This window comes from Kitasatospora sp. NPDC054768, from assembly GCF_053612025.1.
The window spans coordinates 90,547-114,993 of sequence record NZ_JBSHBN010000003.1; the positions used below are offsets into that span (position 1 = coordinate 90,547).

General features: G+C 75.2%; 24 protein-coding genes. 10 read left to right on the plus strand and 14 right to left on the minus strand.

Annotation, left to right across the window (positions count from 1 at the left end):
• The first annotated feature begins 132 nt into the window (after positions 1-132).
• The gene (locus tag ACWGKU_RS01665) at positions 133-1,638 is read left to right on the plus strand and encodes an MFS transporter (protein WP_401049633.1); all 1,506 of its coding nucleotides are present in this window, start codon (positions 133-135) and stop codon (positions 1,636-1,638) included.
• Entirely contained in the window at positions 1,635-2,276 is a 642-nt protein-coding gene (locus tag ACWGKU_RS01670) for a maleylpyruvate isomerase N-terminal domain-containing protein (RefSeq protein ID WP_401049632.1), read from the plus strand. The genes ACWGKU_RS01665 and ACWGKU_RS01670 overlap by 4 nt, the downstream gene beginning before the upstream one ends.
• Before the next feature lie 88 nt (positions 2,277-2,364).
• Here the strand turns inward: ACWGKU_RS01670 and ACWGKU_RS01675 are convergent, their stop codons facing one another.
• Together ACWGKU_RS01675 and ACWGKU_RS01680 are read right to left on the minus strand one after the other, a co-directional pair.
• The gene (locus ACWGKU_RS01675; RefSeq protein WP_401049630.1) at positions 2,365-3,261 is read right to left on the minus strand and encodes an ABC transporter permease subunit; all 897 of its coding nucleotides are present in this window, start codon (positions 3,259-3,261) and stop codon (positions 2,365-2,367) included.
• The gene (locus ACWGKU_RS01680; protein WP_401049629.1) at positions 3,258-4,181 is read right to left on the minus strand and encodes an ATP-binding cassette domain-containing protein; all 924 of its coding nucleotides are present in this window, start codon (positions 4,179-4,181) and stop codon (positions 3,258-3,260) included. Before ACWGKU_RS01680 ends, ACWGKU_RS01675 begins: the two co-directional genes overlap by 4 nt.
• Positions 4,182-4,307: 126 nt before the next feature.
• On the opposite strand from ACWGKU_RS01680, the gene ACWGKU_RS01685 reads away from it, so the two are divergent.
• Positions 4,308-5,519, plus strand: a complete 1,212-nt coding sequence (locus ACWGKU_RS01685) for a sensor histidine kinase (RefSeq protein ID WP_452178935.1) — start codon at positions 4,308-4,310, stop codon at positions 5,517-5,519.
• A 50-nt stretch (positions 5,520-5,569) separates the two neighbouring features.
• Positions 5,570-6,211, plus strand: coding sequence for a response regulator (locus tag ACWGKU_RS01690; RefSeq protein WP_401053574.1), 642 nt, complete (start codon positions 5,570-5,572; stop codon positions 6,209-6,211).
• A 111-nt stretch (positions 6,212-6,322) separates the two neighbouring features.
• On the opposite strand, the gene ACWGKU_RS01695 is transcribed toward ACWGKU_RS01690, so the two are convergent.
• Positions 6,323-7,162 carry an SAM-dependent methyltransferase gene (locus ACWGKU_RS01695; protein WP_401053571.1) on the minus strand — a complete coding sequence of 280 codons (840 nt, stop codon included), beginning with the start codon at positions 7,160-7,162 and terminating at the stop codon, positions 6,323-6,325.
• A gap of 169 nt (positions 7,163-7,331) precedes the next feature.
• Entirely contained in the window at positions 7,332-8,081 is a 750-nt protein-coding gene (locus ACWGKU_RS01700) for a hypothetical protein (protein ID WP_401053572.1), read from the minus strand.
• A 483-nt stretch (positions 8,082-8,564) separates the two neighbouring features.
• On the opposite strand from ACWGKU_RS01700, the gene ACWGKU_RS01705 reads away from it, so the two are divergent.
• Entirely contained in the window at positions 8,565-11,363 is a 2,799-nt protein-coding gene (locus tag ACWGKU_RS01705; RefSeq protein ID WP_452178936.1) for a hypothetical protein, read from the plus strand.
• A gap of 123 nt (positions 11,364-11,486) precedes the next feature.
• Here the strand turns inward: ACWGKU_RS01705 and ACWGKU_RS01710 are convergent, their stop codons facing one another.
• The 3 genes from ACWGKU_RS01710 to ACWGKU_RS01720 form a co-directional block, all read right to left on the minus strand.
• On the minus strand, positions 11,487-12,500 hold the full coding sequence (locus tag ACWGKU_RS01710) for a DUF1648 domain-containing protein (protein ID WP_452178937.1): 1,014 nt from the start codon (positions 12,498-12,500) through the stop codon (positions 11,487-11,489).
• Positions 12,497-12,844, minus strand: coding sequence for a GntR family transcriptional regulator (locus tag ACWGKU_RS01715; protein WP_401054991.1), 348 nt, complete (start codon positions 12,842-12,844; stop codon positions 12,497-12,499). Before ACWGKU_RS01715 ends, ACWGKU_RS01710 begins: the two co-directional genes overlap by 4 nt.
• Before the next feature lie 98 nt (positions 12,845-12,942).
• Positions 12,943-14,733, minus strand: a complete 1,791-nt coding sequence (locus ACWGKU_RS01720; protein WP_452178938.1) for an oleate hydratase — start codon at positions 14,731-14,733, stop codon at positions 12,943-12,945.
• A gap of 284 nt (positions 14,734-15,017) precedes the next feature.
• On the opposite strand from ACWGKU_RS01720, the gene ACWGKU_RS01725 reads away from it, so the two are divergent.
• Together ACWGKU_RS01725 and ACWGKU_RS01730 are read left to right on the plus strand one after the other, a co-directional pair.
• Positions 15,018-15,566: a universal stress protein gene (locus ACWGKU_RS01725; RefSeq protein ID WP_401047553.1), complete on the plus strand. Its 549-nt coding sequence runs from the start codon at positions 15,018-15,020 to the stop codon at positions 15,564-15,566.
• Between the two features lie 6 nt (positions 15,567-15,572).
• Complete coding sequence (locus ACWGKU_RS01730) at positions 15,573-15,989, plus strand: hypothetical protein (RefSeq protein WP_452178939.1); 417 nt, start codon at positions 15,573-15,575, stop codon at positions 15,987-15,989.
• Between the two features lie 54 nt (positions 15,990-16,043).
• Here ACWGKU_RS01730 and ACWGKU_RS01735 read toward each other — a convergent pair whose 3' ends face one another.
• From ACWGKU_RS01735 to ACWGKU_RS01745, 3 genes are all read right to left on the minus strand, one after another.
• Positions 16,044-16,472 (minus strand): RNHCP domain-containing protein, encoded by a 429-nt coding sequence (locus ACWGKU_RS01735; RefSeq protein ID WP_380351121.1) that lies wholly within the window; start codon positions 16,470-16,472, stop codon positions 16,044-16,046.
• Between the two features lie 29 nt (positions 16,473-16,501).
• A complete protein-coding gene (locus tag ACWGKU_RS01740) occupies positions 16,502-16,870 on the minus strand; it encodes an RNHCP domain-containing protein (protein ID WP_380549823.1) in 369 nt (122 codons plus the stop codon).
• Between the two features lie 367 nt (positions 16,871-17,237).
• Positions 17,238-18,221 carry a S1C family serine protease gene (locus tag ACWGKU_RS01745; RefSeq protein ID WP_452178940.1) on the minus strand — a complete coding sequence of 328 codons (984 nt, stop codon included), beginning with the start codon at positions 18,219-18,221 and terminating at the stop codon, positions 17,238-17,240.
• Positions 18,222-18,406: 185 nt separating this feature from the next.
• On the opposite strand from ACWGKU_RS01745, the gene ACWGKU_RS01750 reads away from it, so the two are divergent.
• Together ACWGKU_RS01750 and ACWGKU_RS01755 are read left to right on the plus strand one after the other, a co-directional pair.
• Positions 18,407-19,396, plus strand: coding sequence for a Clp protease N-terminal domain-containing protein (locus ACWGKU_RS01750; RefSeq protein WP_452178941.1), 990 nt, complete (start codon positions 18,407-18,409; stop codon positions 19,394-19,396).
• A gap of 53 nt (positions 19,397-19,449) precedes the next feature.
• Entirely contained in the window at positions 19,450-20,130 is a 681-nt protein-coding gene (locus ACWGKU_RS01755) for a GOLPH3/VPS74 family protein (RefSeq protein ID WP_452178942.1), read from the plus strand.
• An 89-nt stretch (positions 20,131-20,219) separates the two neighbouring features.
• Here the strand turns inward: ACWGKU_RS01755 and ACWGKU_RS01760 are convergent, their stop codons facing one another.
• A complete protein-coding gene (locus ACWGKU_RS01760; RefSeq protein WP_359900317.1) occupies positions 20,220-20,636 on the minus strand; it encodes a DUF3592 domain-containing protein in 417 nt (138 codons plus the stop codon).
• A 166-nt stretch (positions 20,637-20,802) separates the two neighbouring features.
• Between ACWGKU_RS01760 and ACWGKU_RS01765 the strand changes: the two genes are divergently transcribed.
• Entirely contained in the window at positions 20,803-21,789 is a 987-nt protein-coding gene (locus ACWGKU_RS01765; RefSeq protein ID WP_452178943.1) for a right-handed parallel beta-helix repeat-containing protein, read from the plus strand.
• Between the two features lie 15 nt (positions 21,790-21,804).
• On the opposite strand, the gene ACWGKU_RS01770 is transcribed toward ACWGKU_RS01765, so the two are convergent.
• From ACWGKU_RS01770 to ACWGKU_RS01780, 3 genes are all read right to left on the minus strand, one after another.
• On the minus strand, positions 21,805-23,070 hold the full coding sequence (locus tag ACWGKU_RS01770) for an NAD(P)/FAD-dependent oxidoreductase (protein ID WP_452178944.1): 1,266 nt from the start codon (positions 23,068-23,070) through the stop codon (positions 21,805-21,807).
• A gap of 127 nt (positions 23,071-23,197) precedes the next feature.
• Positions 23,198-23,629, minus strand: a complete 432-nt coding sequence (locus ACWGKU_RS01775; RefSeq protein WP_387693549.1) for a nuclear transport factor 2 family protein — start codon at positions 23,627-23,629, stop codon at positions 23,198-23,200.
• A gap of 7 nt (positions 23,630-23,636) precedes the next feature.
• Positions 23,637-24,440, minus strand: a complete 804-nt coding sequence (locus tag ACWGKU_RS01780) for an MBL fold metallo-hydrolase (RefSeq protein WP_380351134.1) — start codon at positions 24,438-24,440, stop codon at positions 23,637-23,639.
• Positions 24,441-24,447 lie beyond the last annotated feature (7 nt).

Here is a 24,447-nt window from a genome sequence, read left to right on the forward strand (position 1 = left end):
CGGGAGGCCCGGGCGACGATGGGCCGAACGAAGCCGACCGAGGCCGACCGAGGCCGACCGACGACGGGCCGAACGAAGCCGACCGGCGATCATCCACCGACCCGGACGCCCCGGCCCCGGGAAGAGGCTCCCATGAACGCCGACCCCCCGCGCAGCAGCGTGCACCCGCCCCGGCCCGGCGCCACCGCCGTGGGCGTCCGGGCCGCCACCCGGCGCTGGCGGGCGCTCGCCGTCTGCCTGGTCGCCGGCTTCATGACCCTGCTGGACGTCAGCATCGTCAACGTCGCCCTGCCGACGGTACGGGCCGGGCTGCACATGTCCGACAGCGGCCTGCAGTGGGTGCTCAGCGGCTACGCGCTGGCCTTCGGCCTGGTGCTGGTGCCCGCCGGGCGGCTCGGCGACGCGCGCAGCCGACGAGCCGTCTTCCTCGCCGGGCTGGCACTGTTCACCGTGGCCAGCGCGCTCGCCGGGGCGGCGCAGAGCCAGGAGTGGCTGGTGCTGGCCCGGCTGTTCCAGGGCGCGGCCGGCGGGGTGCTGGTGCCGCAGGTGTCCGGCTTCATCCAGGTGCTGTTCCAGGGCGCCGAGCGCGGCCGGGCCTTCGGCGCGCTCGGTGCCACCATCGGGCTGTCCACCGCGGTGGGGCCGCTGCTCGGCGGGCTGCTGATCCACCTGGTCGGCCCGCAGGACGGCTGGCGCTGGGTGTTCCTGGTCAACCTGCCGATCGGCGTCGCCGTGCTGCCGATCGCCCGCCGGCTGCTCCCGGCGCCCCCGCCCGCCGACCAGCGGGCCGGGCACCGGGACTTCGACCCGGTCGGCGTGCTGCTGCTCGGCGCCGGGACGGTCGCGCTGCTGCTGCCGTTCGTCCAGGCGCAGCAGTGGCACGGCTCGGCCCGCTGGCTGCTGCTGCCGCTGGCGGCGGTGCTGCTCGCGGCCTTCGTCGGCTGGGAACTGCACTACGGGCGGCGGCGCGAACCGCTGGTGAGCATGGCGCTGTTCGCGGTGCGGCCGTACGCGGCGGGCACGCTGCTGTCGCTGGTGTACTTCGCCGGGTTCACCGCGATCTTCTTCATCTTCACGCTCTATCTCCAGGCGGGCCTGCACTACTCGGCGCTGACGGCGGGCCTGGCGATCACGCCGTTCGCGGTCGGCTCGGGGGTGTCCGCGGCGGTGGGCGGGCGCCTGGTGAGCCGGCTGGGGCGGCGGCTGGTGGTGGCCGGACTGGTGCTGGTGCTGGCCGGGCTGCTGGCCTCGGCGCTGGCGGTGCAGCTGTGGTCGGGGCCCCGGGTGGGCTGGACGACGGCGCTGCCGCTGCTGGTCGCCGGGGTGGGCAGTGGGCTGGTGATCGCCCCGAACCAGACGCTGACCCTCCAGCAGGTGCCGGTGGCCCGGGCGGGCAGCGCGGGCGGGGTGATGCAGACCGCGCAGCGGGTCGGCTCGGCGGTGGGCATCGCCGTCGTCGGCTCGGTGTTCTTCGCCCACGCGGCCGGCCCCCGCCCGGACTGGGCGCTGGCCTTCCAGCTGGGCGTGACGGTCGCGGCCGGGCTGGTGCTGACGGCGCTGCTGGTGGCGGTCGCCGACATGGCCTCGGGCCGCGGCGGCTTCCGGGCCACCGGGCCACGAGTGGGGAACGGGCCGTGACGGGCGCCCGGAGGGACTTCCTGGCCGCCGCCGGTACGGCCGAGGAACTCCTGCGCCGCCCGGAGGTGGCCCGGGCCTGGCAGCGGCCGAGCGCGCTGGCGCGGTGGAGCGTCGGCGGACTGGCCGGGCACCTGGCCTACCAGGTCCTCTGCCTGCCGGAGCTGCTGGCCGCCGCCGTGCCGGCCGAGCCGGTGGTCGGCCTGCTGGAGCACTACGCCCGCTCGGCCTGGGTCGGCGCCGCGCTCGCCGCGGACGCCAACGTGCGGATCCGGGAGGGCAGCGAGGCCTTCGCGGCCGACGGTGCGGCCGCGCTGCACCGCCGGCTGGCCGCCGTGCTGCCGGAGCTCGCGGGCACGCTCGCGGCGGCGGACGGCACCCGACCGGTCCGGCTGCCGTTCTGGGGCCCGTGGTCGCTCACCCTGGACGACCTGCTGGCCACCCGGACGATGGAACTGGCCGTCCACGGCGACGACCTGGCGGTCAGCGTCGGAGTGCCGGGCCCCGAACTGCCGCCGGAGGCCTTCGAGTCCGTCGTCGTCCTGCTGACCCGGCTGGCCGCCCGGCGGCACGGCCGGGCGGCGGTGCTGCGGGCGCTCAGCCGGGCCGAGCGGGCGCCGGGGAGCATCGCGGCGTTCTGAGCGCCCCCGCTCGGGGCCTTCCGGTGCGGGGCTCTCCGCTGCGGGCCCGTCCCCTGCGGGCCTTCCGCTGCGGGCGCTCTCCCGGCGGTCAGTGGTCCCGGCGGCGGACCGCGGCCGCGGCGACCGCCACCGAGGCCAGCGACCACACCGCGAAGGTGACCCAGGCGCCCGTGACGGTGGCCGGGTACTCGGACGGGCGCATTCCCGCCAGCGTGGTCCGGGCCAGCCGCTGCCAGGCGGGCATCGGCAGGGCGTGCAGCAGGTCGGCGCTCCAGCGGTAGCGCTCGGTGACCAGCGAGGGGAGGAAGAACAGCACCACGACGGTGCCCACCACGGCGCCCGCGCTGTGCCGGATCAGGGTGCCGAGGCCGAGCCCGACCAGGGCGCAGACCGGGCCGAACAGCACCGCCGCCGCGACGTACCGCAGCGCGGCCGGGTCGGTGACGGACTGTCCGATGCCGGTCCCGGCCAGGATCGCCTGGCTCCCGCCGAAGGAGACGCCGACGGTGAGCACCCCGTAGCCGAACAGCACGGCGGCCAGCACGCAGGCCTTGGCGAGGATCACCGCCCGGCGGTCGGGCACGGCCGCCAGGGTGGTGCGGATCAGCCCGGTCGCGTACTCGCCCGCGATGACGATCGCGCCGAGGCCGCCCGCGACCAGCATCAGGATGTCGGCGGAGACGAGGTTGAAGGCGTCGTTCAGCGCGGTCTGCGCCATGACCGCCGGATCGCCTTCGCCCGGCGTCCAGTGGTCGCGGGTGTACACCGCGGACTTGAGGTTGGCGGCGATGCTCGCCAGGGCGCCGAGGCCGAGCACCCAGGGGATCGAGCGCAGTGACCAGAACTTGATCCACTCGGCGGCCAGCAGGTCGCCGAAGCGGGCGCGCGGCTCGGTGGCGGCGCGGGTGGGCAGGGCGGCGGCGCGGGCGGGCTCGGTGGCGGCGCCGGTGGGCTCGGTGGCGGTGCGGGTGGGCAGGGTGTTCATCGGGGCTCTCCGGCGAGGTATTCGACGCTGTCGGCGGTCAGGTCCATGAACGCCTCCTCCAGGGAGGCGCCCCGGGTGGTCAGGGCGTGCAGCAACAGGCGCTGTTCCAGGGCGAGTTCGCCGATCCGGGTGGCGTCCAGGCCGCTCACTGCGAGGGTGCCGTCCGGGCCGGGCCGCACGGCCGCGCCCGCCGCCGTCAACACGGCCGCCAGCCGGTCGGGTTCGGCGGACCGGACGGTGACGGCGGCCCGGCCGGCCCGGGCGGCGAACCCGGTGAGGCTCTCATCGGCGAGCAGCCGCCCGCGTCCGATCACCACCAGGTGGTCGGCGGTGTGCTCCATCTCGGCCATCATGTGGCTGGAGACGAAGACCGTGCGGCCCTCGTCCGCGAGCCGCCGGAACAGTCCGCGCACCCAGAGCACGCCCTCCGGGTCCAGCCCGTTCAGCGGCTCGTCGAACAGCAGCACCGGCGGGTCGCCGAGCAGCGCCCCGGCGATGCCCAGGCGCTGGCGCATCCCCAGCGAGTAGCCGCCGATCCGCCGCCCGGCCGCCGCGGCGAGCCCGACCTCCTCCAGCACCTGCTCGACCCGCGCGGCCGGGATCGCGTTGGCGCGGGCCAGCGCCCGCAGGTGGGCCCGGCCGGTGCGCCCGCCGTGCGCGTCGCCCGCGTCGAGCAGCGCACCGGCGTGCCGCAGGCCGCGCGGCCTGCCGCGGAACGGGCGGCCGTCGACGGTGGCGGTGCCGGAGGTGGGGTCGCCCAGGCCGAGGACCAGTCGCAGGGTGGTGGACTTCCCCGCGCCGTTGGGGCCGAGGAAGCCGGTGACCAGGCCCGGCCGGACGGTGAAGGAGAGGCGGTCGACGGCGGTGCGGACGTGCCGGCCGCGGCCGTAGCGCTTCGTCAGTTCGGTAACTTCGATCATGGGGTCCACGGTGCCCGGGGGAACCGGTCGGGCGCATCGGACCGGCGTCGACACCGCAGGTCACCCGCGGTCGTACAACCAGGGCTGGATGACGGCGGGCGGCGCCCGTCGCTACGATCTTGAACCATGTCCACGACCCCCTCCCCGCCGCTGTTCCGGCGCGTCCCGCCCGAGGTCTGGGTCGGTCTCGCCTGGTGCGCGGCCGCCGGCTACCCCGCCGTACGGCTCGGCGGCGCCGCCGCGCAGCACCCCGGCGCCGCCGCGCACGGCGGCTGGGCGTTCACCCTGGCCGACACGGTGCTGGCCTTCGCGGGCGCGGCGCTGGTGCGGCGGCTGCCGGTGCTCTCGGTCGCCCTGCTGCTGGTCGCCGCGTTCACCGAGACCGACGGCTGGGCCGGCGGCGCCCAGGTGCCGCCCGGTGCGCTGCTCGCCGTGGACACCGCGCTCTGCCTGATCACCGCCGACCGGCCCCGGCGCAGCTCCCGGGCGGCGTTCGCGCTGGTCATGGTCTTCCTGGTGCTGCACATCGGCCTGGTGCGCGGCAGCACGGTGGGCATCTTCACCGGCACCCACATCGGCTCGGCCGACGGCGCCGCGCTGCTCGCGCTGGTCGCCTGGCTGGTCGGCCGCTCGGTGCGGCAGAACCGGGAGCACGCCGAGGCGCTCAGCGCCCGGGCGGCCGACGAGGCGGTCACCGCCGAACGGCTGCGGATCGCCCGCGAGATGCACGACACCGTCGCGCACAGCCTCGGCATCGTCGCCCTCCAGGCCGGGGCGGCCCGCCGGGTGATCGACCGTCGGCCGGAGCGGGCCGCGCAGGCGCTGGGCGAGATCGAGGCCGCCGGGCGGGAGACCCTGGCCGCGCTGCGCCGGATGCTGGTCGTGCTGCGGCGGGCCGACGGCGAGGCCTCGGCGACGCTGTCGCAGGGCCTGGCCGACCTCGACCGGCTGGCCGGGGCTACCACGGCGGCGGGGGTGCGGGTGGAGGTCCGGCGGCACGGCGAGCCGGGGCCGCTGCCGCCGGAGGTCGACCTGGCGGCCTTCCGGATCGTCCAGGAATCGGTCACCAACGTGGTGCGGCACGCGGACGTGGACGCCTGCGTGGTGGCGGTGGACCACCGCACGGCGGGGGAGCTGTCCGTCGAGGTCACCGACCGGGGGCGGGGCCGGGGCCGGACACCCGGGGCCGGGTTCGGGCTGGCCGGGCTGCGGGAGCGGGCCGTCCTGCTGCGCGGGGAGTTCGAGGCCGGGCCGCTGCCCGGCGGCGGCTTCCGGGTGGCCGCCCGGCTGCCGGTGCCGGTCTCCGGGCCGGTCCCGGTCGAGGGGGCGGGCGCGTGATCCGGGTGGTGCTGGCGGACGACCAGCCGTTGGTGCGTGCCGCGCTGGAGATGGTGATCGCGGAGACGGACGACGTCGAGGTGGTGGGCGAGGCGGGCACCGGGGCGGAGGCCGTCCGGCTGGCCGCCGAACTACGGCCGGACGTCGTGGTGATGGACATCCGGATGCCCGGCATGGACGGCATCGAGGCCACCCGGCTGGTGACCGCCGACGGCGGGCCGACCCGGGTGGTGGTGCTCACCACCTTCGACGAGGACGAGCACGTGTACGCGGCGCTGCACGCGGGGGCGTCCGGCTTCCTGGTCAAGGACATGGCGCTGGACGACATCCTCGGCGCGGTGCGGGTGGTCGCCGCCGGGGACGCGCTGATCGCGCCGGGCGTCACCCGGCGGCTGATCGGGGCGTTCATCGCCGGCCGCCCGCAGTGGCCCGGGGGCGGTGGGCACGCCCCTGCCGCAGCCGCCGCGGTGGCGGCCGAGCGGCGGCTGGCGGCGATCACCGGGCGCGAGCGGGAGATCCTCACCCTGGTCGGCCGGGGTCTGTCCAACACCGAGATCGCCGCCGAACTGGTGCTCAGCATCGCGACCGTCAAGACCTACATGACACGGCTGCTGGCCAAGCTCGACGCCCGGGACCGGGTGCAGCTGGTCATCCTGGCCTACGAGGCGGGCCTGGTCTCCGTGTCCGCTTGAACGGGCCTGCTGGAACGGGCGTGCTTTTCACGGGCCTGCTTGAACGGGCCCGGCCGGTCGGCCGGGCCCATCGCAGAAACGATTCGGCACTCGATCACGAGGAGCCGGAACTCAGCGCTTGACCGCCACGCCCGCGTACATCGCGATGTCCCGGTCGCGGACGGGCGGGGCGTCGGCGTCCGGCCGCCAGTTGTGCACCAGCGTGACGCCCGGGTCGAGCAGCTCGTAGCCCTCGAAGAACGCCTCGGCCTCGGCCTTGTCGCGGATCTGGAGCGGGATGCCGCGCGCGTTGTACTCGCGGCCGACACCACCCACGCCCACCGGGTCGGTGTCACCCGTGAAGACCGTCAGGGCGAGGAAGCTGCCGGGGGCCAGGGCGTCCATGAAGCGGCGCACGATGCCCTGCGGGTCGTCCTCGTCCAGCACGAAGTGGACGATCGCGATCAGCGACAGCGCCACCGGCTGCGAGAAGTCGAGCACCTCGCGCAGCCGGGGGTTGTTGATGATCGACTCCGGGTCGCGGAAGTCGGCGTCCACGTAACAGGTGCGGCCCTCGGGCGTGCTGTCCATCAGGGCCCGCGCGTGGGTCAGCACGATCGGGTCGTTGTCCACGTACCCGACCCGGGCCTCGGGGGTGATCGCCTGGGCGACCTCGTGCAGGTTCGGCGAGGTCGGGATGCCGGTGCCGATGTCGAGGAACTGCCGCACGCCGTACTGCTCGGCGAGTCGGCGCACCGAGCGCTGCATGAAGTCGCGGGTGGTGCGCATCGAGATCGGCAGCGACGGCCAGGCCTGCACCGAGGCGTGCGCCGCGACCCGGTCCGCCTCGAAGTTGGTCTTGCCGCCGATGAGGTAGTCGTAGACCCGGGCGGAGTGCGGAACGTCCATCCGCAGGTCCACCGATGGGTAATCCTCGTGCGGACCGTGCTCCGCCCGGATCTCGTTCGCCATGCTCGTTCTCCCGTTGCTGGGCGTCCGTCAGCGACCGCCGAGGTGGCGGCCCATGGTGCGCATGGTAACGGTCGACCGGTGCGGCGGAATGACGGGCCCTCAGGCCCGCACCTCCGGGTGCCTCAGGCCCCGCGCCTCCGGGTGCTTCGGGCCCGTGCCTCCAGGTGCCTCAGGCCCGCGCCTCCGGGTGCCTCGGGTCGAGCGCGGCGGCGCCCGGCTGACGGGGGACGGCGGCGGACCCGGCGTCGCCCCGGCCGTGCGCCGCCAGTTCGAGCGCGGCGCCGATCCACGCGATGCCGAAGGCCCACGTCGCCAGCCACTCGCACAGGTACAGCGGCCGCACCGACCAGCCCGAGCCGAGGCCCGTCACCCCGGCCAGGACGGAGAGCGCCAGGGCGACCAGGATCACCACCCCGGCCACCAGGTAGGCCGTGCTCACCCGGGCCGGCTGGGTGGAGCGGGGATTGCGGAAGGAGTGGAGGCAGAACATCGCCAGCATGACGAACAGCAGGCCGGCGAAGACCAGGTGGAACACGCCGACGGTGCGCTGGACGCCGGAGGCGCCCGCCGGGGCCGTCGGGCACAGCGCGACCCCGACCGCGAAGAACCCGGCGGCCGTGCTCCAGCGGTCGTCCCGGCGGTCGAAGCGGTAGCAGATCAGGAACACCCCGAGGGCGCACAGTCCGCCGACGAGGAGGTTCCGGGTGTCGGTGTAGTAGGCGGCGCTCATCGAGCCCGGCCAGAAGTCGTCGGTGCCGCGCCCCGTCACCTCGGCGGCCAGCCAGTTGCCGAACGGCAGGGCCGGCGGCAGCAGGACGCCGATCAGGCCGACGCCGAGGCGAAGGATCGCGATGGTTCGAACGTCCTGGATGCTCCGCCGGACACCGGGGGAGTTCTGCGTGCGCGAGTCGTGCGTCACGGACGCCTCCTTGCCTTTCCACGGGCTCCTCGGCCCGTTGTTCCTCCGGTCGCGGGGGGACGGGGTGGGGCGGCGTCGGACGGGCGCCGCCACACACCTGAGCGACCGTCACCTTGTGTACCCGCATCGGCGTTCGAAGCACCACTGATGTGAGCGGTTTACGCCCTCAATGACCGTCCGGAGAACCTCGGGTCACCATCCACCACGGCCGTGACGGCTCCACCGGTTCAACTCCCCCGCGGAGAGCCGGGCAGGCGGCTGCCACCAGCCCAATCGTCACCGACCGAGCGGGAATTGATTCGTGCTGTTCCCTTCCGATCGGCGATCGGATCTGACAGCATCGTCCGCTGTCCGCTGTCCGCTGTCCGCTGTCCGCTGTCCGGTCGCCGGAGCCCCGTGCACCGGTGACCCGTGCGCCGCCGTGCGCCGTGTCCACCCCGGCCGATCGGCGGCCGCCGTCCCGCTGCGCCTCGTGGAGGAACCGTGACCACCAGGGCCGACCCCGCCGGGACCGCCCTCCGTCCGGCCCGCTGGGTCCGCACCCGGCTGCGCGCCAGCCCCTCGGCGGCCCTGCTGACGGCCGCCCTCGCCTTCGTCACCGTCCTGCTGACCGTGGCCGTCCCCCGCGTCACGGACCGGAACGCGGACGCGGCGCTGCGGGACTTCGTGCGCCAGAAGGGCATCCACGCGACCAGCCTGCACTTCGCCTCCAAGGCCCGCCCGACGGACACCGCCGCCGCCCTCGACGCCGTCGACCGGGACATCGTCGCGCGCGTCGGCGCGACGGTGGCGCTGGCACCGGAACGCCTGGCGCACGGCACCAGGACCGAGACCAACCCCGTGTACAACCCGGGCTACCACCGGGTGAGCCAGGACATCCCGCCCAGGATCCTGCTGATCCGGCTGCAGGGCCTCGCCGACCGGGTCACCCTGACCGAGGGCAGCTGGCCCGGCCCCGCCGCGGCCGGCGCCCCGGTGCCGACGGTGGTGAGCCGGGCGGCCGCCGAGGCGATCGGCATCAGGGTCGGAGACGTCCTCGACAACGGCAGCAGCGGCCCCGACCGCCGCCGGACCACCGTGGTGACCGGCATCTACCGGCAGAACGACCCGTCGGACCCGTTCTGGGTCGGCATCGGCTGCCCGAACCGCCCCTGCCTGGGGCTCGACCCGGAGCACGGCAACTGGCAGGAGGTCACCGGCTTCGTCGACGACGGCAGCGTGGGCGCGCTGACCGCCTGGAGCCCGTCCGTCCAGAACTTCTGGCGGGTTTCCGTCGACCCCGCCCCGCTGCGCGCCGACCGTCTGGAACGGACCCGCGCCGCCGTCGCGCCCCTCCTGGCCGGGCCGGAGGCCGACGCCCTGGTCACCGCGACCGGGCGCGCCGACCTGCGGGTCGTCTCGACGCTGCCCGTGGTCCTCACCTGGGCGGCCGAGCGCTACCGGGCCGCGATGGCGCTGGGCGCGGTCGGCCCGGCCGGCGTCGCGGGCGTCGCCGCCGTGGTGCTCTGCCTGGCCGCCGCGCTCGGCACCGACCGGCGCGCCGCCGAACTGCGGCTGCTCCGGGCCCGTGGCTGCTCGCGCGGCGGGGTGCTGCTGCGGCTGCTCGGCGAGAGCGCGGTGACGGTCCTGCCCGCCGCGGTACTCGGAGCGGTGCTCGCCCTGGTGCTGCTGCCCACCCCCCGGTGGGGCTTCGCGGTGGCGGCCGGCCTGGTCGCCACCCTGTTCGCCCTGCTCGCCTTCCCGGTGCGTGCCGCCCTGCTCCGGACGCACCCCCGGCGGACCGGGCCGTGGCGCCGGCTGATCGGCGAAGTCGCGCTGCTGGCCGTCACCGCGGTGGCGGTGGCCGAGGTCCGCCGGCGCGGCGTCGGCCACCCCGGCCGGGGGGCGGATCCGCTGCTGGTGGCCGCGCCGCTGCTGCTCGCCGTCGCCGGCGGGCTGCTGCTGGCACGGATCGAGCCTGTGGTGATCGGCCGACTGGCCGCCCTGGCCCGCCGGGGCCGCGGCCTGATCGGCTTCCTCGGCCTCTCCCGGGCCTCCCGCGACCACTCCGGCCGGCGCCGGCCCTCCGCGCTGCCGCTGCTCGCCCTGCTGATCGCCGTCACCGCGACCGGCTTCGGCGCCACCCTGCTCGACGCGGTGGACCGCGGCAGGCTGAGCGCCGCGCGCCTCGCGACCGGCGGCGACGTCGCCGTCTCCGTGCCGGGCTACGCGACCCTGCCGGAACCGTTCCTCAAGGCCGCGGGCGACCTTCCGCAGGCCCGGGGCGCGACGGCGGTCCGGGTGGACCCCCGGGCGCTGTTCGTCGGCGCCGACGCGAACAACTACACCAAGGTGACCCTGGTGGTCGCCGAGCCGACCGCGTACGCCGAGATCGCCCGCACCCTCGGGGCCGGCGAGTTCGACCCGGCGAAGCTCGCCGGCACCCCCGGTGGCCCGGACACCCCGGTGCCCGCGCTGTTCAGCCGCGACCTGGCCGCGCGGCTGGGCGCCGGCGCACCGACGGTGCACCTGTCCACCGCGAGCGAGCTGCGTACCACCGTCGCCGGGATCGTCACCGCGACCCCGGCGCTGCCGGAGCCGGCCCTGCCCTTCGTCGTGGTGCCCAGCGGTCCCGCGGTGGAACGCCTGCCGGAGCTCGGCCGGTGGACCGGGTGGCTGGCCGTGGGCGACGGCCTCGACCCCGGGCGGATCAGGTCGCTCCTCCTGGAACGCGGCCTGGTCGAGCCGACCGGCCTCGCCAGGCTCATCTCGGAGAACGCCGCGGCGGACGGCAAGGGCGACCACGGGCTGCCGCCCGCCTACGCGGTGGGCGGCAGCCGCGAGTACGCCGCGCAGCTCGCCGACGACCCGCTGCAGCAGGCCGCCGGACGGCTGTTCTGGTACGCGGCGCCCGCCAGTGCCGGATTCGCCGTCCTCGCGGTCCTGCTGACGCTGCTGCGCGCCGCGCCCGACCGGACGGCGGTGCTCGCCCGGCTGCGCACCATGGGCCTGCGACCCCGTCAGGGGCTGGCGCTGATCGTCGCCGAGGCACTGCCGCGGACGCTGGCGGCGGCCGTCGGCGGTGCGGTGGTCGCGGCGGTGGCGGCCGTCCTGCTCGGGCCGGCCTTCGACCTCTCCACCCTGATCGGCGCCAAGGCCGGCGACGGCCTGGGCCCGGCGGTGCTGCCGGTGCTGCTGCCCACGGCGGGACTGGCGCTCGTGGCCTGCCTCGGGGTGGTGCTGGAGACGCTGGTCGCGGGACGATGGCAGATCGCCACCGAACTGCGCGCGGGGGAGTCCTGACGGCGGCGGAAGCGGTGCGAGCGGTGCAGGCCGTGCGAGCGGTGCAGGCCGTGCGAGCGGTGCAAGCGGTGGGGCGGTCCGGCCGTGGTGGCCGAACCGCCCCTTCGCCTCCGCCGAACCGGTTCAGCCGGTCGGCTGCCCGGCGCGCGCGATCAGCGCGTTGAGCAGGGCCGCCCCGCGCTCGGCGTCGTCGACGCTGACCGCGAAGTCCGTGCCCTGACGGGTGCGGACCACCAGGCAGACGCCCCCGCGCAGCATCACGGTGGTGCCGAGCCGGTTCATCCGGTAGCCCCAGCCGCCCGCCTGCGCGGCGGTGCGCTGCTCGGCGCGGGCGGATTCGAGCTCGGCGGGGGACCAGTGGCGCACGGGCCGGCCGAACGGGCCGAATCCGACGGTCAGGCCGCCGGCGGTCACCCGCGCCCGCACCGAGGAGCAGGCGAGGCATGCGAGGGAGACGACGGCGAACGGCACCACCAGCGCCCAGTCCAGCTCGGCGACCCCGCTCGCGGCGGCCAGCACCCCCGCCACCGTCACCAGCGCGAACACCGCGGCGGCCAGCTGCAACCACGGGTTGGCGGCCCGGGAGAGCCAGACGAACCGCTCGCCCGCGGGCATCTCCAGCGGATCCGCCCCGGCCGCCGGGAGCCGCTCGGGCCGGCCGCCGAAGCGGCGGCCGGCCAGCAGGGCCAGCAGCCCGGCGAGGCCGGTGGCCAGCAGGATCAGGACCACCTCGACGCCCATCGGTGCGGCGTCCTGCCAGCGGGCGCGGTCGAGGTTGGCGTGCACGATCGAGGTCTGCGCCCCCGTCAGCAGCACCCCGCCGGCCGCCAGCGTGGCCGCCGCCGCCCCGGGCGACCGGTCGGCCCAGTACCGCCGCACGGCCACCGAGGTGAGCACCAGGACCGCCCAGAACGCGGCCGGGAACAGTGCGGCCGCCGTCAGCGACATCGAGCCGTTCGGCTCCCGCCCGCCCCAGTGGGTGGCCAGCGGGTCCGGCAGCCGGTGGCGCGCCACCAGCGGCAGGGCGATCAGCAGTGCCAGCACGCCGACGGACCAGGCCGCCGCGGCCCAGAGGGCACCGCGAGCCGCCGGTCGCTCCGCCGCGGTCGCTTCCTTCGTTGTGCCGTCGTCCGTCACGACATCCCCCTGATCATGTCCACGAGATCGTTCCTGCTGTAGCCGAACCGGGCCGCGTCCTCGACCAACTGCCGTACGCGGTCGACCAGTTCGGAGCGGGTGTCGGCGCCGGTCGCGATCGTGATGCCGCGGCCCCGGCGGAACTCCAGCACCCCCTCGTCGCGCAGCGTCCGCAGCCCGCGCAGGACGGTGTTGGTGTTCACCCCCAGCGCCCGGGAGAGCTCCCGGGCCGGGGGCAGTTTGTCCCCGGGGGTGCACTCGCCCTCGGCGACGGCCCGTCTGATCGCGCCGGCGACCTGTTCGTGCAGCGGTCGGGTGTCCCCGATGTCCAGCTTCAGCAACATAGTGCTACTGACGATAGCACCATCCCTGTCTTGTGCCACTGCCACGGCCACTGGCCTCGGGGCGGTGCTCCCCGCCCGCGGCCACCTCCGCCCGTCGGCTACCCCCGCTCGTCCTCGATCAGGCCGAACTCCTGCATCAGCTCGCCGATCTCGGTGGCCTCCAGTCGCCGCAGCAGCCGCTTGCGCAGGAACTCCGGCCCGGGCAGGTCGAGTTCGGCGCCGTCGCGGAGCCGGGTGGTGGCGGCGAGCAGCTTGCGCACGTCGTAGGTGGAGTTGAACACCTCGGGCACGCCGCGCTCGACGTCGAGCAGCCGGTAGACGGCCTCCATGCCGGTGCGCACCGAGTACTCGGTGGTGAAGACGCAGTCCCGGGTGGTCTCCGCGAACTGGCCGATGAAGGCGAAGTTGACGGCGCCCTCGGGCACCACGTCCGGCCGGTCGCCCGCGTGCCGGGGCAGGAAGAACGACGTCACGTACGGCATCATCACCGGCACGCAGCGGGCGGCGTTCGCGGCCAGGTCGGGGATCTCGCCGACCGGCACGCCCAGGTGGTACAGCCACTCCTGGGTGATCTCCTCGCCGGTGCACGCCTGCATGGGCTTGCGCACGAAGTCGCCCGGGCGGTCGACGAACAGCGAGTAGATCCAGACCACGATCCGGTCGGCGGGCTGCTGCTCGAAGTGCGGCTGGCGGTTGACCGTCCAGCTCAGCAGCCAGGAGGAGTCCCGGGCGGTCACGATGCCGCCGGTGACCACGCCGCCGCTGAACGGGTCGCGCTTGGCGACCTTCTGGATGTAGTGCGGGATGCGTGGGTCCAGGGTGGTGACGGTCGCCGACTCCCACTTGCTCTCGGCGATGTTGCCGCAGAACACGTCGGGGCGGCCGAAGGCCGGGTCCTTGGCGGCGATCCGGCGCCACAGGTCCCAGGCCGGGGCCGGGCCCTCGTCCAGCCGGGCCGGGGTGTGCTGGTCGCCGTCGTCGGAGTTCTCGGTGAGCGAGCCGATGGTGGTGAACACCAGGTCGTCCGGGCCGAGGTCCACGCCGCCCTCCCGGCCGGCCTCCCGCCAGTGGATCCGGGTGGCCTGCTTGCGGCCGGGGGCGTCCCGGGTGGCGGGGGAGACGTCGAAGTCGACGTCGGTGACCTCGACCTCGTAGCGGAACCGGACGCCCTGGTCCATCAGCCAGTGGGTCAGCGGCAGGACCATCGACTCGTACTGGTTGTACTTGGTGAACTTCAACGCGGACAGGTCCGGCAGGCCGCCGATGTGGTGGATGAAGCGGTGCAGGTAGAGCTTCATCTCCAGGGCGCCGTGCCACTCCTCGAAGGCGAACATGGTCCGCCAGTACAGCCAGAAGGTGCTGTCCAGGAAGTGCCGGGAGAAGACCTCGTCGATCCGCTTGCCCTCCAGCTCCTCGCGGGTCGCGAGGAAGACCCGCACCAGGTCCTTCTGGGCCTTGTCGTCGAGTGCGAACAGGCCGTCGGTGCGGGCGTCCTGGCCGCGGTGCTCGGTGACCCGCTGGAGGGAGAAGTTCGGGTCGTCCTTGTTGAGCCAGTAGAACTCGTCCAGCACGGACGCGCCCTCGATCTCCAGCGAGGGCACCGAGCGGAAGAGGTCCCACAGGCACTCCATGTGGTCCTCCAGCTCGCGCCCGCCGCGGACCACGAAGCCCTTCTCGGGCACCTCGATCCCGTCCAGCGCGCCGCCGGCCAGCTTGAGCCGCTCCAGGATCGTGATCCGCTCGCCGGGCACCTGCCCGTCCCGGACCAGGAAGGCCGCCCCGGCCAGCGCCGCGAGCCCCGACCCCACGAACCACGCCCGCTTGCGCTCGGCCCCCTCGGGCTTCCTCGGCCGGGCGAACGCCTCGTAGTTGCCGCTGCTGTAGTACAAGCCCGTGCTCCCTGGAACGTTCGACATCGAACCGCCCGTCGGGCATGCCGCATCCCGGCGGGCCGTCTCCATCCACCCATCCGGCGGTGACCCTCGCCTGTTGAGTACGCCGAACGGGTGAGGCCCCGGACGGTCCGGACGGTCCGGACGCCCGGCGGGCCGCGTATGGAGCGCGTTGGGAACACCGGCCGGAACGTCAGGAAGCCGTCAAGGAGAGCAGGGTCAGCCCCGTCGCGGCGGTTGGGTGGAGGACGACGGCGAACACGACCACACGAGGACGGATCATGCACGGCAACGGGAGTTCGAAGGCCGCCCCCAGGGTGGTGGTCGGGGTCAGCGGGTCGCTGGGAAGCCTGGCCGCCCTGCACCGCGGCGTCGCCGAGGCCCGCGACCGCGGCGCCGTCCTGGTGCCGGTGCTCGCCTGGGAGCCGCCCGGCGGCGAACACGGCTACCGCCGCTCGCCCTGCCCGCCGCTGCTCGCCGCCGTCCGGGAGGCCGCCGAGCGGCGGCTGCGGGACGCCCTCGACGAGGCCTTCGGCGGCGCCGACCCCGGCGTGCCGCTGAGCCCGGTCGTGGTCCGCGGCGAGGCCGGACCGGCCCTGCTGCACATCGCCGACCGGCCGGACGACCTGCTGGTCCTCGGGCGCAGCGGCGGCCCGCTGCACCGCCGGCTGCGGCGATCGGTGCCCGGCCACTGCGCCCGGCGGGCGGGCTGCCCGGTGCTGACCGTCCCGGTGCCCGAGCTGCTGCACGACCTGGAGGCCCTGCACCGGCGCACCCGATGGCACCTGCCGGTCGCCACCGAGCGCGAACTCGCCTCGATGCAGCGGTAGTCCGCGGTGCGGATGTACTCGGCCCGGCCCGGCGGACGGCGCTACCGCCCGGTGCTCGACCGGTTCCCGGACGGCACCTCCGGCGCCGTCGCGCTGCTCGCCGGCGGCGCTCTGGCGCTCGCCCTCGGCGCCGTCGGTGAACTGCACTCCGGCCCGCTGCCGTCCCTCGCCCACCTGGCGCTGTGCGCCCTGGTCGGCCGCCGCTCCCGGCCGGTGGACGCACCGCTGATCGGCCTGGCCGCCTGGCTCTGCCACAACGCCTTCTCCGAACACCGCCACGGCGAACTCGGCTGGGCGGGCCCCGGTCCGGAGGTCGGGCACTACGCGCTGTTCACCGCCGCCGCGCTGCTGGCGGCCCTGTCCGCGGCCCTCCCGCGCCGCACCGTACGGGCGTTCCCGCCGCGCCCCGACGGCTCGCGCTGAGGCGCCGCCCACGGACGGTCCGCCCGTTCGGACGGACCGTCGCGGCGCGCGCGCCTACAGGGTGAGCAGGGTGCGGTGGGCCAGGGTGGTGTCCCGCAGGGGCCTGAGGGCGAGGCGGACCAGGGTCAGGGCGTTGTCGTCCCCGGCGATCCGATTGGCGCTCAACTCGCCGCAGGACAGGCACTGGTGGATGATCATCCACTCGCCGTCGGCGCGGACCGACAGGCTCAGCGCGGTCATCCGGCCGCCGCAGTCGGCCGCCCGGTCACCCGGTGTCCGGCCGTCGACATGACGGCTGGCCAGGCAGTTCGGGCAGTGGTTGCGGTGGGCGCTGCCGGGGGCGTCCACCGGGACGTCCAACCGGCAGTCCACGCAGCGGAAGGCGTGCGCCCGGTGGCCGCCCCGTCCGTGCAGGACGTCCTTGTACCGTTGCGGGCGGCGTTCCCGCCGGCCCCGGCCGCCGGTGTTCTTGTGTCGTGGCACGGTTCGGTGCTCCCTCTTCTCCGCGTGGTTCAGAGGGTGCCGAACGCTTCGAGCGGGAACGGCGGTTGGGCGAGCGGCCGGACGGCCATCCGCATCAGGACGAGCTGGTTGTCGTCCGTGCGGACGGGCGTGGACGTCAGCTCGTCGCAGCGCACGCACCGGTGGACGACCGTCCAGTCACCGGTGCGCAGCACGGCGATGGCGATCGGCGACATCCGGCCCAGGCACTCGCTGGGACCGCCCTCGACGTGGTCGAGGACGTGTCGTGAATGCAGGCAGGACGGGCAGTGGTTGCGCCGCGTGCCGTCGGCGGCACAGGTGGAGACGGTCAGACCGCACCAGGTGCAGGCGAAGGTGGAGGTCTTCAGAACGGGGGGCGTGCTGGAGGTGCTGGACACCCGGGGTGCTCCTTGCTGAGGGGTTTCTGCGATGGCAGCAAGAGCAGGCCGAGTGGCCTCGACGGTTCGTCGGGCGGTGGTCGTCAGCCGGCGTGGCGAGGCGCACTCGGCGCGAGGCGGGACATCAAGACACCCTCTCCGGTCGGGCGGTGGCCCGGGTCGATCGGTACGGAACGGCGTCAGCGTAACCACACCGGTCGCACGGGCGCCAACGGATTTCCGTGCCACCGGATTTCCGTGCCAAAGGATTTCCGTGCCACCGACCCTCGCCGCCACGACGGGATAAGGGCGCGCATGATCTGCGTATGCAGATGACCAACGTGCCGCGGCCGGCGGCCCCCGATCCCGCCCGGGTCCCGGGCCGTGGTCAGTCGTCGACGGGCAGCTCCGTCGGGATGGCGAGCACGTCGACCAGGGCCTCGCCGCGCAGGACGGTCAGCGGCAGCGGGCGGCCGATCGCGTCGGCCAGCATCAGGCGCTGGAGGGCCTGGGCGCTGCCCATCGGCTCGTCGTCGGCGGTGAGCAGCAGGTCGCCCTCGTGCAGCCCGGCGCGGTCGGCGGGCGCGCCGGGCACCACCTCGACGATGCGCAGGCCGGTGGGCTGCCCGGTGCGGTGGCGCAGGGCGGGCGACAGGGGCGCGGGCACTCCGGCGAGGCCGAGGTAGGCGCGGCGGATCCGGCCGTCGGCGAGCAGGGCGGCGACGATCCGGCGGCTGGTGGCGTCGATCGGGACGGCCAGGCCGAGCCCGTTCCCGGCCACCGCCGTGGTGATGCCGACGACCTCGCCGTTCGCGGTGGCCAGCGCGCCGCCGGAGTTGCCCGGGTTGAGTGCGGCGTCGGTCTGGATCACGTTGTCGATCACCCGCGCGGTGCTGCCGGAGCGGGCCGGGATCGAGCGGCCGAGCGCGCTGACCACGCCCGCCGTGACCGTCCCGGCCAGCCCCAGCGGGTTGCCGACGGCGACGACCAGCTGTCCGACCCGCAGGCCGGTCGCCTCGCCGAGTGCCACCGGCTTCGGGGTCGGCCCGTCGGCGCGCAGCACGGCGAGGTCGGAGAGCGGGTCGGCGCCGATGGTGTGGAACGGGGCGGTGGTGCCGTCGGCGAAGGCGAGCGTGCCGGCGTCGGCGTGGCCGACGACATGGGCGTTGGTGAGCAGGAACCCGTCCTCGGTGAAGACCACGGCCGAGCCCAGCGCCGTGCTGAACCAGCCGCCCCGGCCGCGCCGGGGGACCTGCAGCGCGGCGACCCGCGGGGTCAGCGTGGCGGCCACGGTGGTGACGATCAGGGAGTAGGCGTCCAGCGGGGTCTGTGCCTCGGGGACCGGGCTCGGCCCGGGGAGCGTGTCGGCCATGGTGCTCACCTCTCTCGCGGGCGTGGTTCTCACGATGGCACCAGGTGGCAACAACACCGGGGCGCCCGGTCTTCCGCGTTCTTGCGCAGGTTCCGTCCTGACGCGTTCTTGACGTGCGGAAAATTCCCAAGAGAAGGAAAAGCGGGAATATAGTTCGAGTAAAGCCGTAGTCGTGGGAGGGGCCGATGGACACGACCATGCTGGAGCCGGACTGGCACGCGCTCGGCGGGCCGGGGGACGGGCCGCTGGGGACGGAGCACCTCCTGGTCGCCGTGGCCGGGGAGACGGGCCCCGCCGGTGCGGCCCTCGCCGCGGCCGGGGCGGGGGCGGACACCCTGCGCGCCCTGGTCCGGGAGCGGAAGGGGCGCTGGACGGCCGACGACGGGCCCGCCGCCGTGCCCGACCGGGAGGCGCCCGGCGCCGTCGGGGCGGACGGCCGGCCGCTGAGCGGGGCCGCCGCCCGGGCACTCGCCGTGGCGACGGAGCGCGCCCGCCGGGACGGCGAACCCGCCTGCACGGCCGCACACCTGCTGCGGGCCCTGCTCGCCGACGGGAATGCCGGGAACGGCGCCGGGAGTGACGGGAACGCCGGGAACGCCGGGCGCGGCGGCGCGAACGGCGCCGGGCCCGACCGGACCCGCGCCGCCGAACTGCTGCGCGCGGCCGGCGTCGCGCCGCAGGCCGTCCTGGACCGCCTCGACGGTGCCGTGCGCCAGAGCGGTGACCTCGACCCGCTGCTCCACCCCACCCGGGAGACGCTGCTGGCCCGCCGCGGCCACCGGGCCCCGCGCTGGAAGCGCCTGCTACGGCCGGGCCCGTCCGGCCCGGCGGCCTGGATCCGGCCGGAGGCCGACGCCCAGGCCGAGCGCCTCGGCCGCCGGACGCCCGGCACCGAGCACGTTCTGCTCGCGCTGCTGGCCGTGCACGAAGTGGCCCGCCACGAGCCGGGGTTGGCGGCGGAGGACGGCGCCGGCGAGCTGCTCGCCGGGCTCGGCCTCGACTACGCCCGGGCGTACGCCGCGCTCGACTCCGGTGGGGTGACGCTGCCCGCCGACCCGCGCGCGGTCGAGGCCTATCTGACCGAGGTCGCAGGTCAGGGCACCGATCGGCTGGTCCGGGCGTTGCTGGAGGAGGACACCCGGGCCCGGCGTCTGGTCGAAGCCCTGCGCGGCTGAGGCGCCGGCGGGTCGGTGAACCGCGACACGGAGAAGAGAGGAAGGGACACCCGATGCACGTCACCCTCGCCGAGGAGCTGATGCTGCTGTCGCTGGACGACGAGTCCGGCGTGGCGAAGGACGCCCCCACCGCCGCCTGGGCCGCCGCGGGCGGCATCCTGGCCGAGCTGGTGCTGGCCGGGCGGGTCACGATCGAGGACGGCCGGCTCACCGTCACCGACCGGACCCCGACCGGGGAGCCGCTGGTGGACGGCCGGCTGGCCAGGCTCGACGCGTGGGCCGCCGGCCGCCGCTCCGGCAGGGCCAAGGCGGGCGACTGGCTGACCAAGGACCGGTCCACGGCGGTCGCCGACACGGTCGGGCGGCTGTGCGAGCGCGGCCTGGTGGTCGAGGAGCGGTGCCGGGCGCTGGGCCTCTTCCCGGTCCGCCGCTACCCGGAGGCGGACGGCAGCGTGGAGCGGGAGCTGCGCGGGCGGCTGGCCGCGGTCGTGCTGAACGGCGCCGAACCGGACCTGCGCACCGCCGCCCTGGTGGCCCTGCTGCACGGCTCCCGGCTGCACCGGCTGGCCTTCCCCGAGCTGCCCCGCAAGCAGGTCGAGCCGCGTTTCGCCGAGATCGCCGCCGGTGACGGGGCGGCGGAGTCCGTCCGTGAGGCGATCCGGGCCGTGCAGCTCACCATGGCCGCCGTCTCCATCGCGGCCACCGTGGCGGCGACCACCGCCGCCACCGTCTGAGCACGCCGGGCGGGCTGCCCGCGGAGCCGTGCGCGGCCCGCCCGCCCGTGTGGGCCGCCCGCCCGTGTGCGCCGCCCCGTTCGGACCGTTCAGAGCACCGCGGCGCCGAGGGTGATCGAGCCGAGCACCACCAGCACCCCGAGCGCGAGGAACCCGTACTCCAGCCCGGCCCGCTCCCGCCCGTCCACCAGCACCTGCCGCGGGTCCGCCGGGTCGTAGCGGACCGGGACGAAGCCGCCGTCCGGCAGCGGGTGGCGGGCGGTGGAGGGGACGGGGGAGAAGACCTCGACCACCCGGCCGTCCTCGGTCTCGAACTGGAGCAGCGGCCGCGGCGGCAGCGTGCGGTCCTCCGGTGCCGGGGCGCGTTCGCGCACCAGCGCCCGCACCGGAACGCCGACCCGGCGCAGCCGCCGCAGTTCACGCAGGCCGACCACCCCGGCGAGGTAGGCGACCACGCCGCCCAGCGCACCGAACACCACCACGGCGAACCCGGCCGTTCCGCCCACCGCCGCCTCCCTGTCCGAGACTCCCCCCAGGGCTCCAGTATCACGCTGCCGGGGCGCTCTTGACGTCCCGGAATGGTCCAGTCCACGCTGAGTGACGGCATGTTCCTGCCACCACCGGGCCGCCCGCCGCCCCGCCCGGCCCCGACCACCGCAAGGAGCACCGTCCGTGACCAAGCGCCCCGCCGTCCTCGCCGCGCTCACCGTCCTCACCCTCGGCTGCGCCGCCCCCGCGGCCGTGGCCGCCCACCCGGCCGCCCCCGCGGCCGTCGCGGCCGTCGTCAAGGTCGGCACCGCCAAGCAGCTCCAGAGCGCGCTCGCCGCCGCCGTGCCCGGCCGGACCATCCAGCTCGCCGACGGCACCTACTCCGGCAACTTCAAGGCCACCACCCCCGGCACCGCCGCCGCCCCGATCACCCTCACCGGCTCGGCGAAGGCCGTCCTCACCACCCCCACCGGCGGCGGATACGGCCTCCACCTCGACGGCGCGAGCTACTGGACCGTCCAGGGGCTGACCGTCACCGGCGCCCAGAAGGGCATCGTGGCCGACTCCGCGGACCACGTGGTCCTCGACGACGTGACGGTCCACCACACCACCATGGAGGGTGTGCACTTCCGCGACTCCAGCGCCTACGGCACGCTGCGCAACTCGCGCATCCACGACACCGGCCTCGGCCGGGACGGCATGGGCGAGGGCGTCTACGTCGGCACCGCCAACACCCTGACCGACCGCAGCGACCACGTGCGGATCACCGGCAACACCTTCGGCCCGAACATCGGCGGCGAGAACGTCGACCTCAAGGAGGGCACCACCGGCGGCCTGGTCTCCGGCAACACCTTCGACGGCGACGGCCTCACCGGGCGCAACTCCGACGACTCCTGGGTCGACGTGAAGGGCAACGACTACGTCATCGAGAACAACACCGGCCGGCGCACCACCGACGACGGCTACCAGACCCACAGCCTCCGGCCGGGCTGGGGCTGCGGCACCGTCTTCCGGGGCAACCGCTCCGACCTCACCGGCGCCACCGGCCCGGACCGGTACGCGATCGACGTGACCGACTACGACGCGGCGACGTGCAAGGTCACGATCGGTGCGGGCAACACCGTCACCGGGGGCCGGGGCCTGGTCAACCCCGGCGTCCCGGTGGGGTGATCACCGGCCGGTCGGTCACACGTCCCCGAGCGGCACGTTCGGGTCGGCCAGCGCCTTGGTGTCCACCACCCGTCCCGAGCGCACCAGTTCGCGGATCGGGTCGGTGACGTCCCAGACGTTGACGTTCATCCCCGCGAGCACCCGGCCGCCGGACAGCCAGAACGCGATGAACTCGCGGGTGGCCGGGTCCCCGCGGAACACCACCCGGTCGTAGCCGTCCGGCTCGACGTAGCCGACGTACTCGGCGCCGAGGTCGTACTGGTCCGTGAAGAAGTAGGGAACGCGGTCGTAGACGGCGTCCTCCTGCCCGATCAGGGCACGGGCGGCGGTCTGCGGCTGGTTGAGCGCGTTGGCCCAGTGCTCGACCCGGATGTGCCGCTCGAACAGCGGGTGGTAGGCGTTGGCGACGTCGCCGGCCGCGTAGACGTCCGGGTCGGAGGTGCGCAGGTGCCGGTCGGTCCTGACGCCGTTGTCGACCTCCAGCCCGGCCGCCTCGGCGAGGCCGGTGGCGGGGGAGATGCCGATGCCGACCACCACCGCGTCGGCGGCCACCGTCGTGCCGTCCGCGAGCCGCACGCCGTTCACCGTGCCGCCCTCGCCGGTCAGTTCGGCCACCTTGACGCCGAGGCGCAGGTCCACGCCGTGCTCCCGGTGCAGGTCGGCGAAGACCTGGGCGACCTCCCGGCCGAGCACCCGCAGCAGCGGCAGTTCGAGCGCCTCCAGCACCGTCACCTCGGCGCCCGCCTCCCGGGCCGCGGCCGCCACCTCCAGCCCGATCCAGCCCGCGCCGATCACCGCGATCCGGGCCCCCGGCCGCAGCGCCGCCTTGATCCGGTCGCTGTCCTCGACCCGGCGCAGGTAGAGCACCCCGTCCTGGTCCGCGCCGGGCACCGGCAGCCGGCGCGGCACCGAGCCGGTGGTCAGCAGCAGCTTGGCGTACTCCACCCGGCCGTCGTCGGCGAGCGTCACGGTGTGCCCGGCCGGGTCGATCGAGGCCACCGCCGTGCCCAGGCGCAGCGTGACGTCGTGCTCCGCGTACCACTGCGGCGGGTGGACGTAGATCTTCTCCCGGGGCGTCTTCCCCAGCAGGTAGCCCTTGGACAGCGGCGGCCGCTCGTACGGGCGCTCGTGCTCGTCGCCGATCAGGACGATGCCGCCCCGGTACCCGGCCTCGCGCAGCGCCTCGGCCGCCTTCGCGCCGCCCAGGGACGCCCCGACGATGACGACCGGGCGCTGCCGCCCGCCGTCCGCTCCGGTGGTCCCGGTGTCCGTGCCCGCCATGTGCGACTCCTCGTTCTCCGGCCGTGATCGGGGTCAGCCTGCCGCCGTGCGGGTGGTCTGTCGAGACCGCGCCTGGCGCGCCGCGCCGCGCTCGCCCGTACGAGTGAATGGGACCCCCGGGTGGGCCTCAGCCGGTCATCGCCTCCCTGACCAGTGCGGTGTCGGTGAACTGTTCGAAGCGCACGATCCGGCCGCCGCGCACGGTGAAGCGGTGGGCGATCCGGACCGCGAGCGGTTTTCCGGTGGTCTTGTGGACCGCCGTGTAGCGGCCCAGCACCACCACGGTCTCGCCGTCCACCACGTAGGTGTCGTCGTGGGCCGTCCAGTCGTCCCACTCGGCGGCCAGCCGCTCCATCACATGGGCGGTGACGCCCTTCGGGGTGCGGTAGGTGCCGGCCAGCGGGAAGCCGGCCATCTCGGTCCACTCCACGTCGTCGGCCAGGGTGGCGCGCAGCGCGGCCAGGTCGCCCCGGGCGGACGCCAGGTACTGGCGGCGCACCACGTCGGCGGGGGCGGACGACTCGGCGAAGGAGGAGACGTCCCGGGGGATCTCGATCATCGTCCGCTCACCCCCAGGCCATCTCGCCCATGGCGACCTTGGTGCCGATGTCCACCGCGATCCGCAGCCCCAGCTTCGGGAAGCGCCGCTCCAGCGACTCCTTGGCGGAGGCCGCGTCCGGGGCCCGGCCGATCTCGGTCTCGAAGGCGCGCAGGTAGGCCCGGGTGTGGTCGACGGCGTTCAGGTCGGTGGGCGCGCCGGCGACCCGGTGGCCGGCCGCCACCCAGGTCGGGTGGAGCGCCTCGATGCCGTCCAGCAGGTCGATCCAGGCGGCCCGTTGGGCGGAGGTCGGGGTGTCCGCCGTCCACACGTGCAGGCCCTCGAAGAGCAGCACCCCGCCCAGCACGGCGCGGTGGTGGTGCTGCCAGAGGTAGTGCCGGTCCGGCAGGTGGAAGTCGGCGCCGCGCAGCTCGAAGCGGTGACCCTCGAAGACCAGCTCGTCCCCGTGCAGCACCTCGGGCCGCACCAGCCGGGTGGGCAGCTCCGGGCCCAGGTGCGCCCAGGCGCGCAGCTTGGCCTCGTACGTCTCCTGGATGTGTTCGACGGTGGAGGCGGTGGCCAGGAAGCGGGCCTGCGGGAAGGCGTCCTGGACCTCCTGGGCGCCGAAGTAGAAGTCCGGGTCGCCGTGGCTGACGAAGACGGTGGTCAGCCGCTTGCCGCTCGCCCCGATCCGTTCCACCAGGCGGCGCCCGTCCGAACGGGTGAACCCGGCGTCCACCAGCAGGGCGTCGTCCGGGCCGGTGACCAGGACGGAGGTCTTGTTGAGCGAGCTGTCGGGGGTGTCGACGATCTCGAAGTCGAGTGCGCTCATGCGCCCA

Coding starts and splice junctions, on each gene's coding strand:
- ACWGKU_RS01780 (WP_380351134.1), bottom strand. CDS start 24,440: ATGAGCGCACTCGACTTCGAGATCGTCGACACCCCCGACAGCTCGCTC.
- ACWGKU_RS01745 (WP_452178940.1), bottom strand. CDS start 18,221: ATGGCCGACACGCTCCCCGGGCCGAGCCCGGTCCCCGAGGCACAGACC.
- ACWGKU_RS01715 (WP_401054991.1), bottom strand. CDS start 12,844: ATGTTGCTGAAGCTGGACATCGGGGACACCCGACCGCTGCACGAACAG.
- ACWGKU_RS01750 (WP_452178941.1), top strand. CDS start 18,407: ATGGACACGACCATGCTGGAGCCGGACTGGCACGCGCTCGGCGGGCCG.
- ACWGKU_RS01675 (WP_401049630.1), bottom strand. CDS start 3,261: ATGAACACCCTGCCCACCCGCACCGCCACCGAGCCCACCGGCGCCGCC.
- ACWGKU_RS01770 (WP_452178944.1), bottom strand. CDS start 23,070: ATGGCGGGCACGGACACCGGGACCACCGGAGCGGACGGCGGGCGGCAG.
- ACWGKU_RS01685 (WP_452178935.1), top strand. CDS start 4,308: ATGTCCACGACCCCCTCCCCGCCGCTGTTCCGGCGCGTCCCGCCCGAG.
- ACWGKU_RS01690 (WP_401053574.1), top strand. CDS start 5,570: ATGGTGATCGCGGAGACGGACGACGTCGAGGTGGTGGGCGAGGCGGGC.
- ACWGKU_RS01775 (WP_387693549.1), bottom strand. CDS start 23,629: ATGATCGAGATCCCCCGGGACGTCTCCTCCTTCGCCGAGTCGTCCGCC.
- ACWGKU_RS01725 (WP_401047553.1), top strand. CDS start 15,018: ATGCACGGCAACGGGAGTTCGAAGGCCGCCCCCAGGGTGGTGGTCGGG.
- ACWGKU_RS01680 (WP_401049629.1), bottom strand. CDS start 4,181: ATGATCGAAGTTACCGAACTGACGAAGCGCTACGGCCGCGGCCGGCAC.
- ACWGKU_RS01695 (WP_401053571.1), bottom strand. CDS start 7,162: ATGGCGAACGAGATCCGGGCGGAGCACGGTCCGCACGAGGATTACCCA.
- ACWGKU_RS01755 (WP_452178942.1), top strand. CDS start 19,450: ATGCACGTCACCCTCGCCGAGGAGCTGATGCTGCTGTCGCTGGACGAC.
- ACWGKU_RS01665 (WP_401049633.1), top strand. CDS start 133: ATGAACGCCGACCCCCCGCGCAGCAGCGTGCACCCGCCCCGGCCCGGC.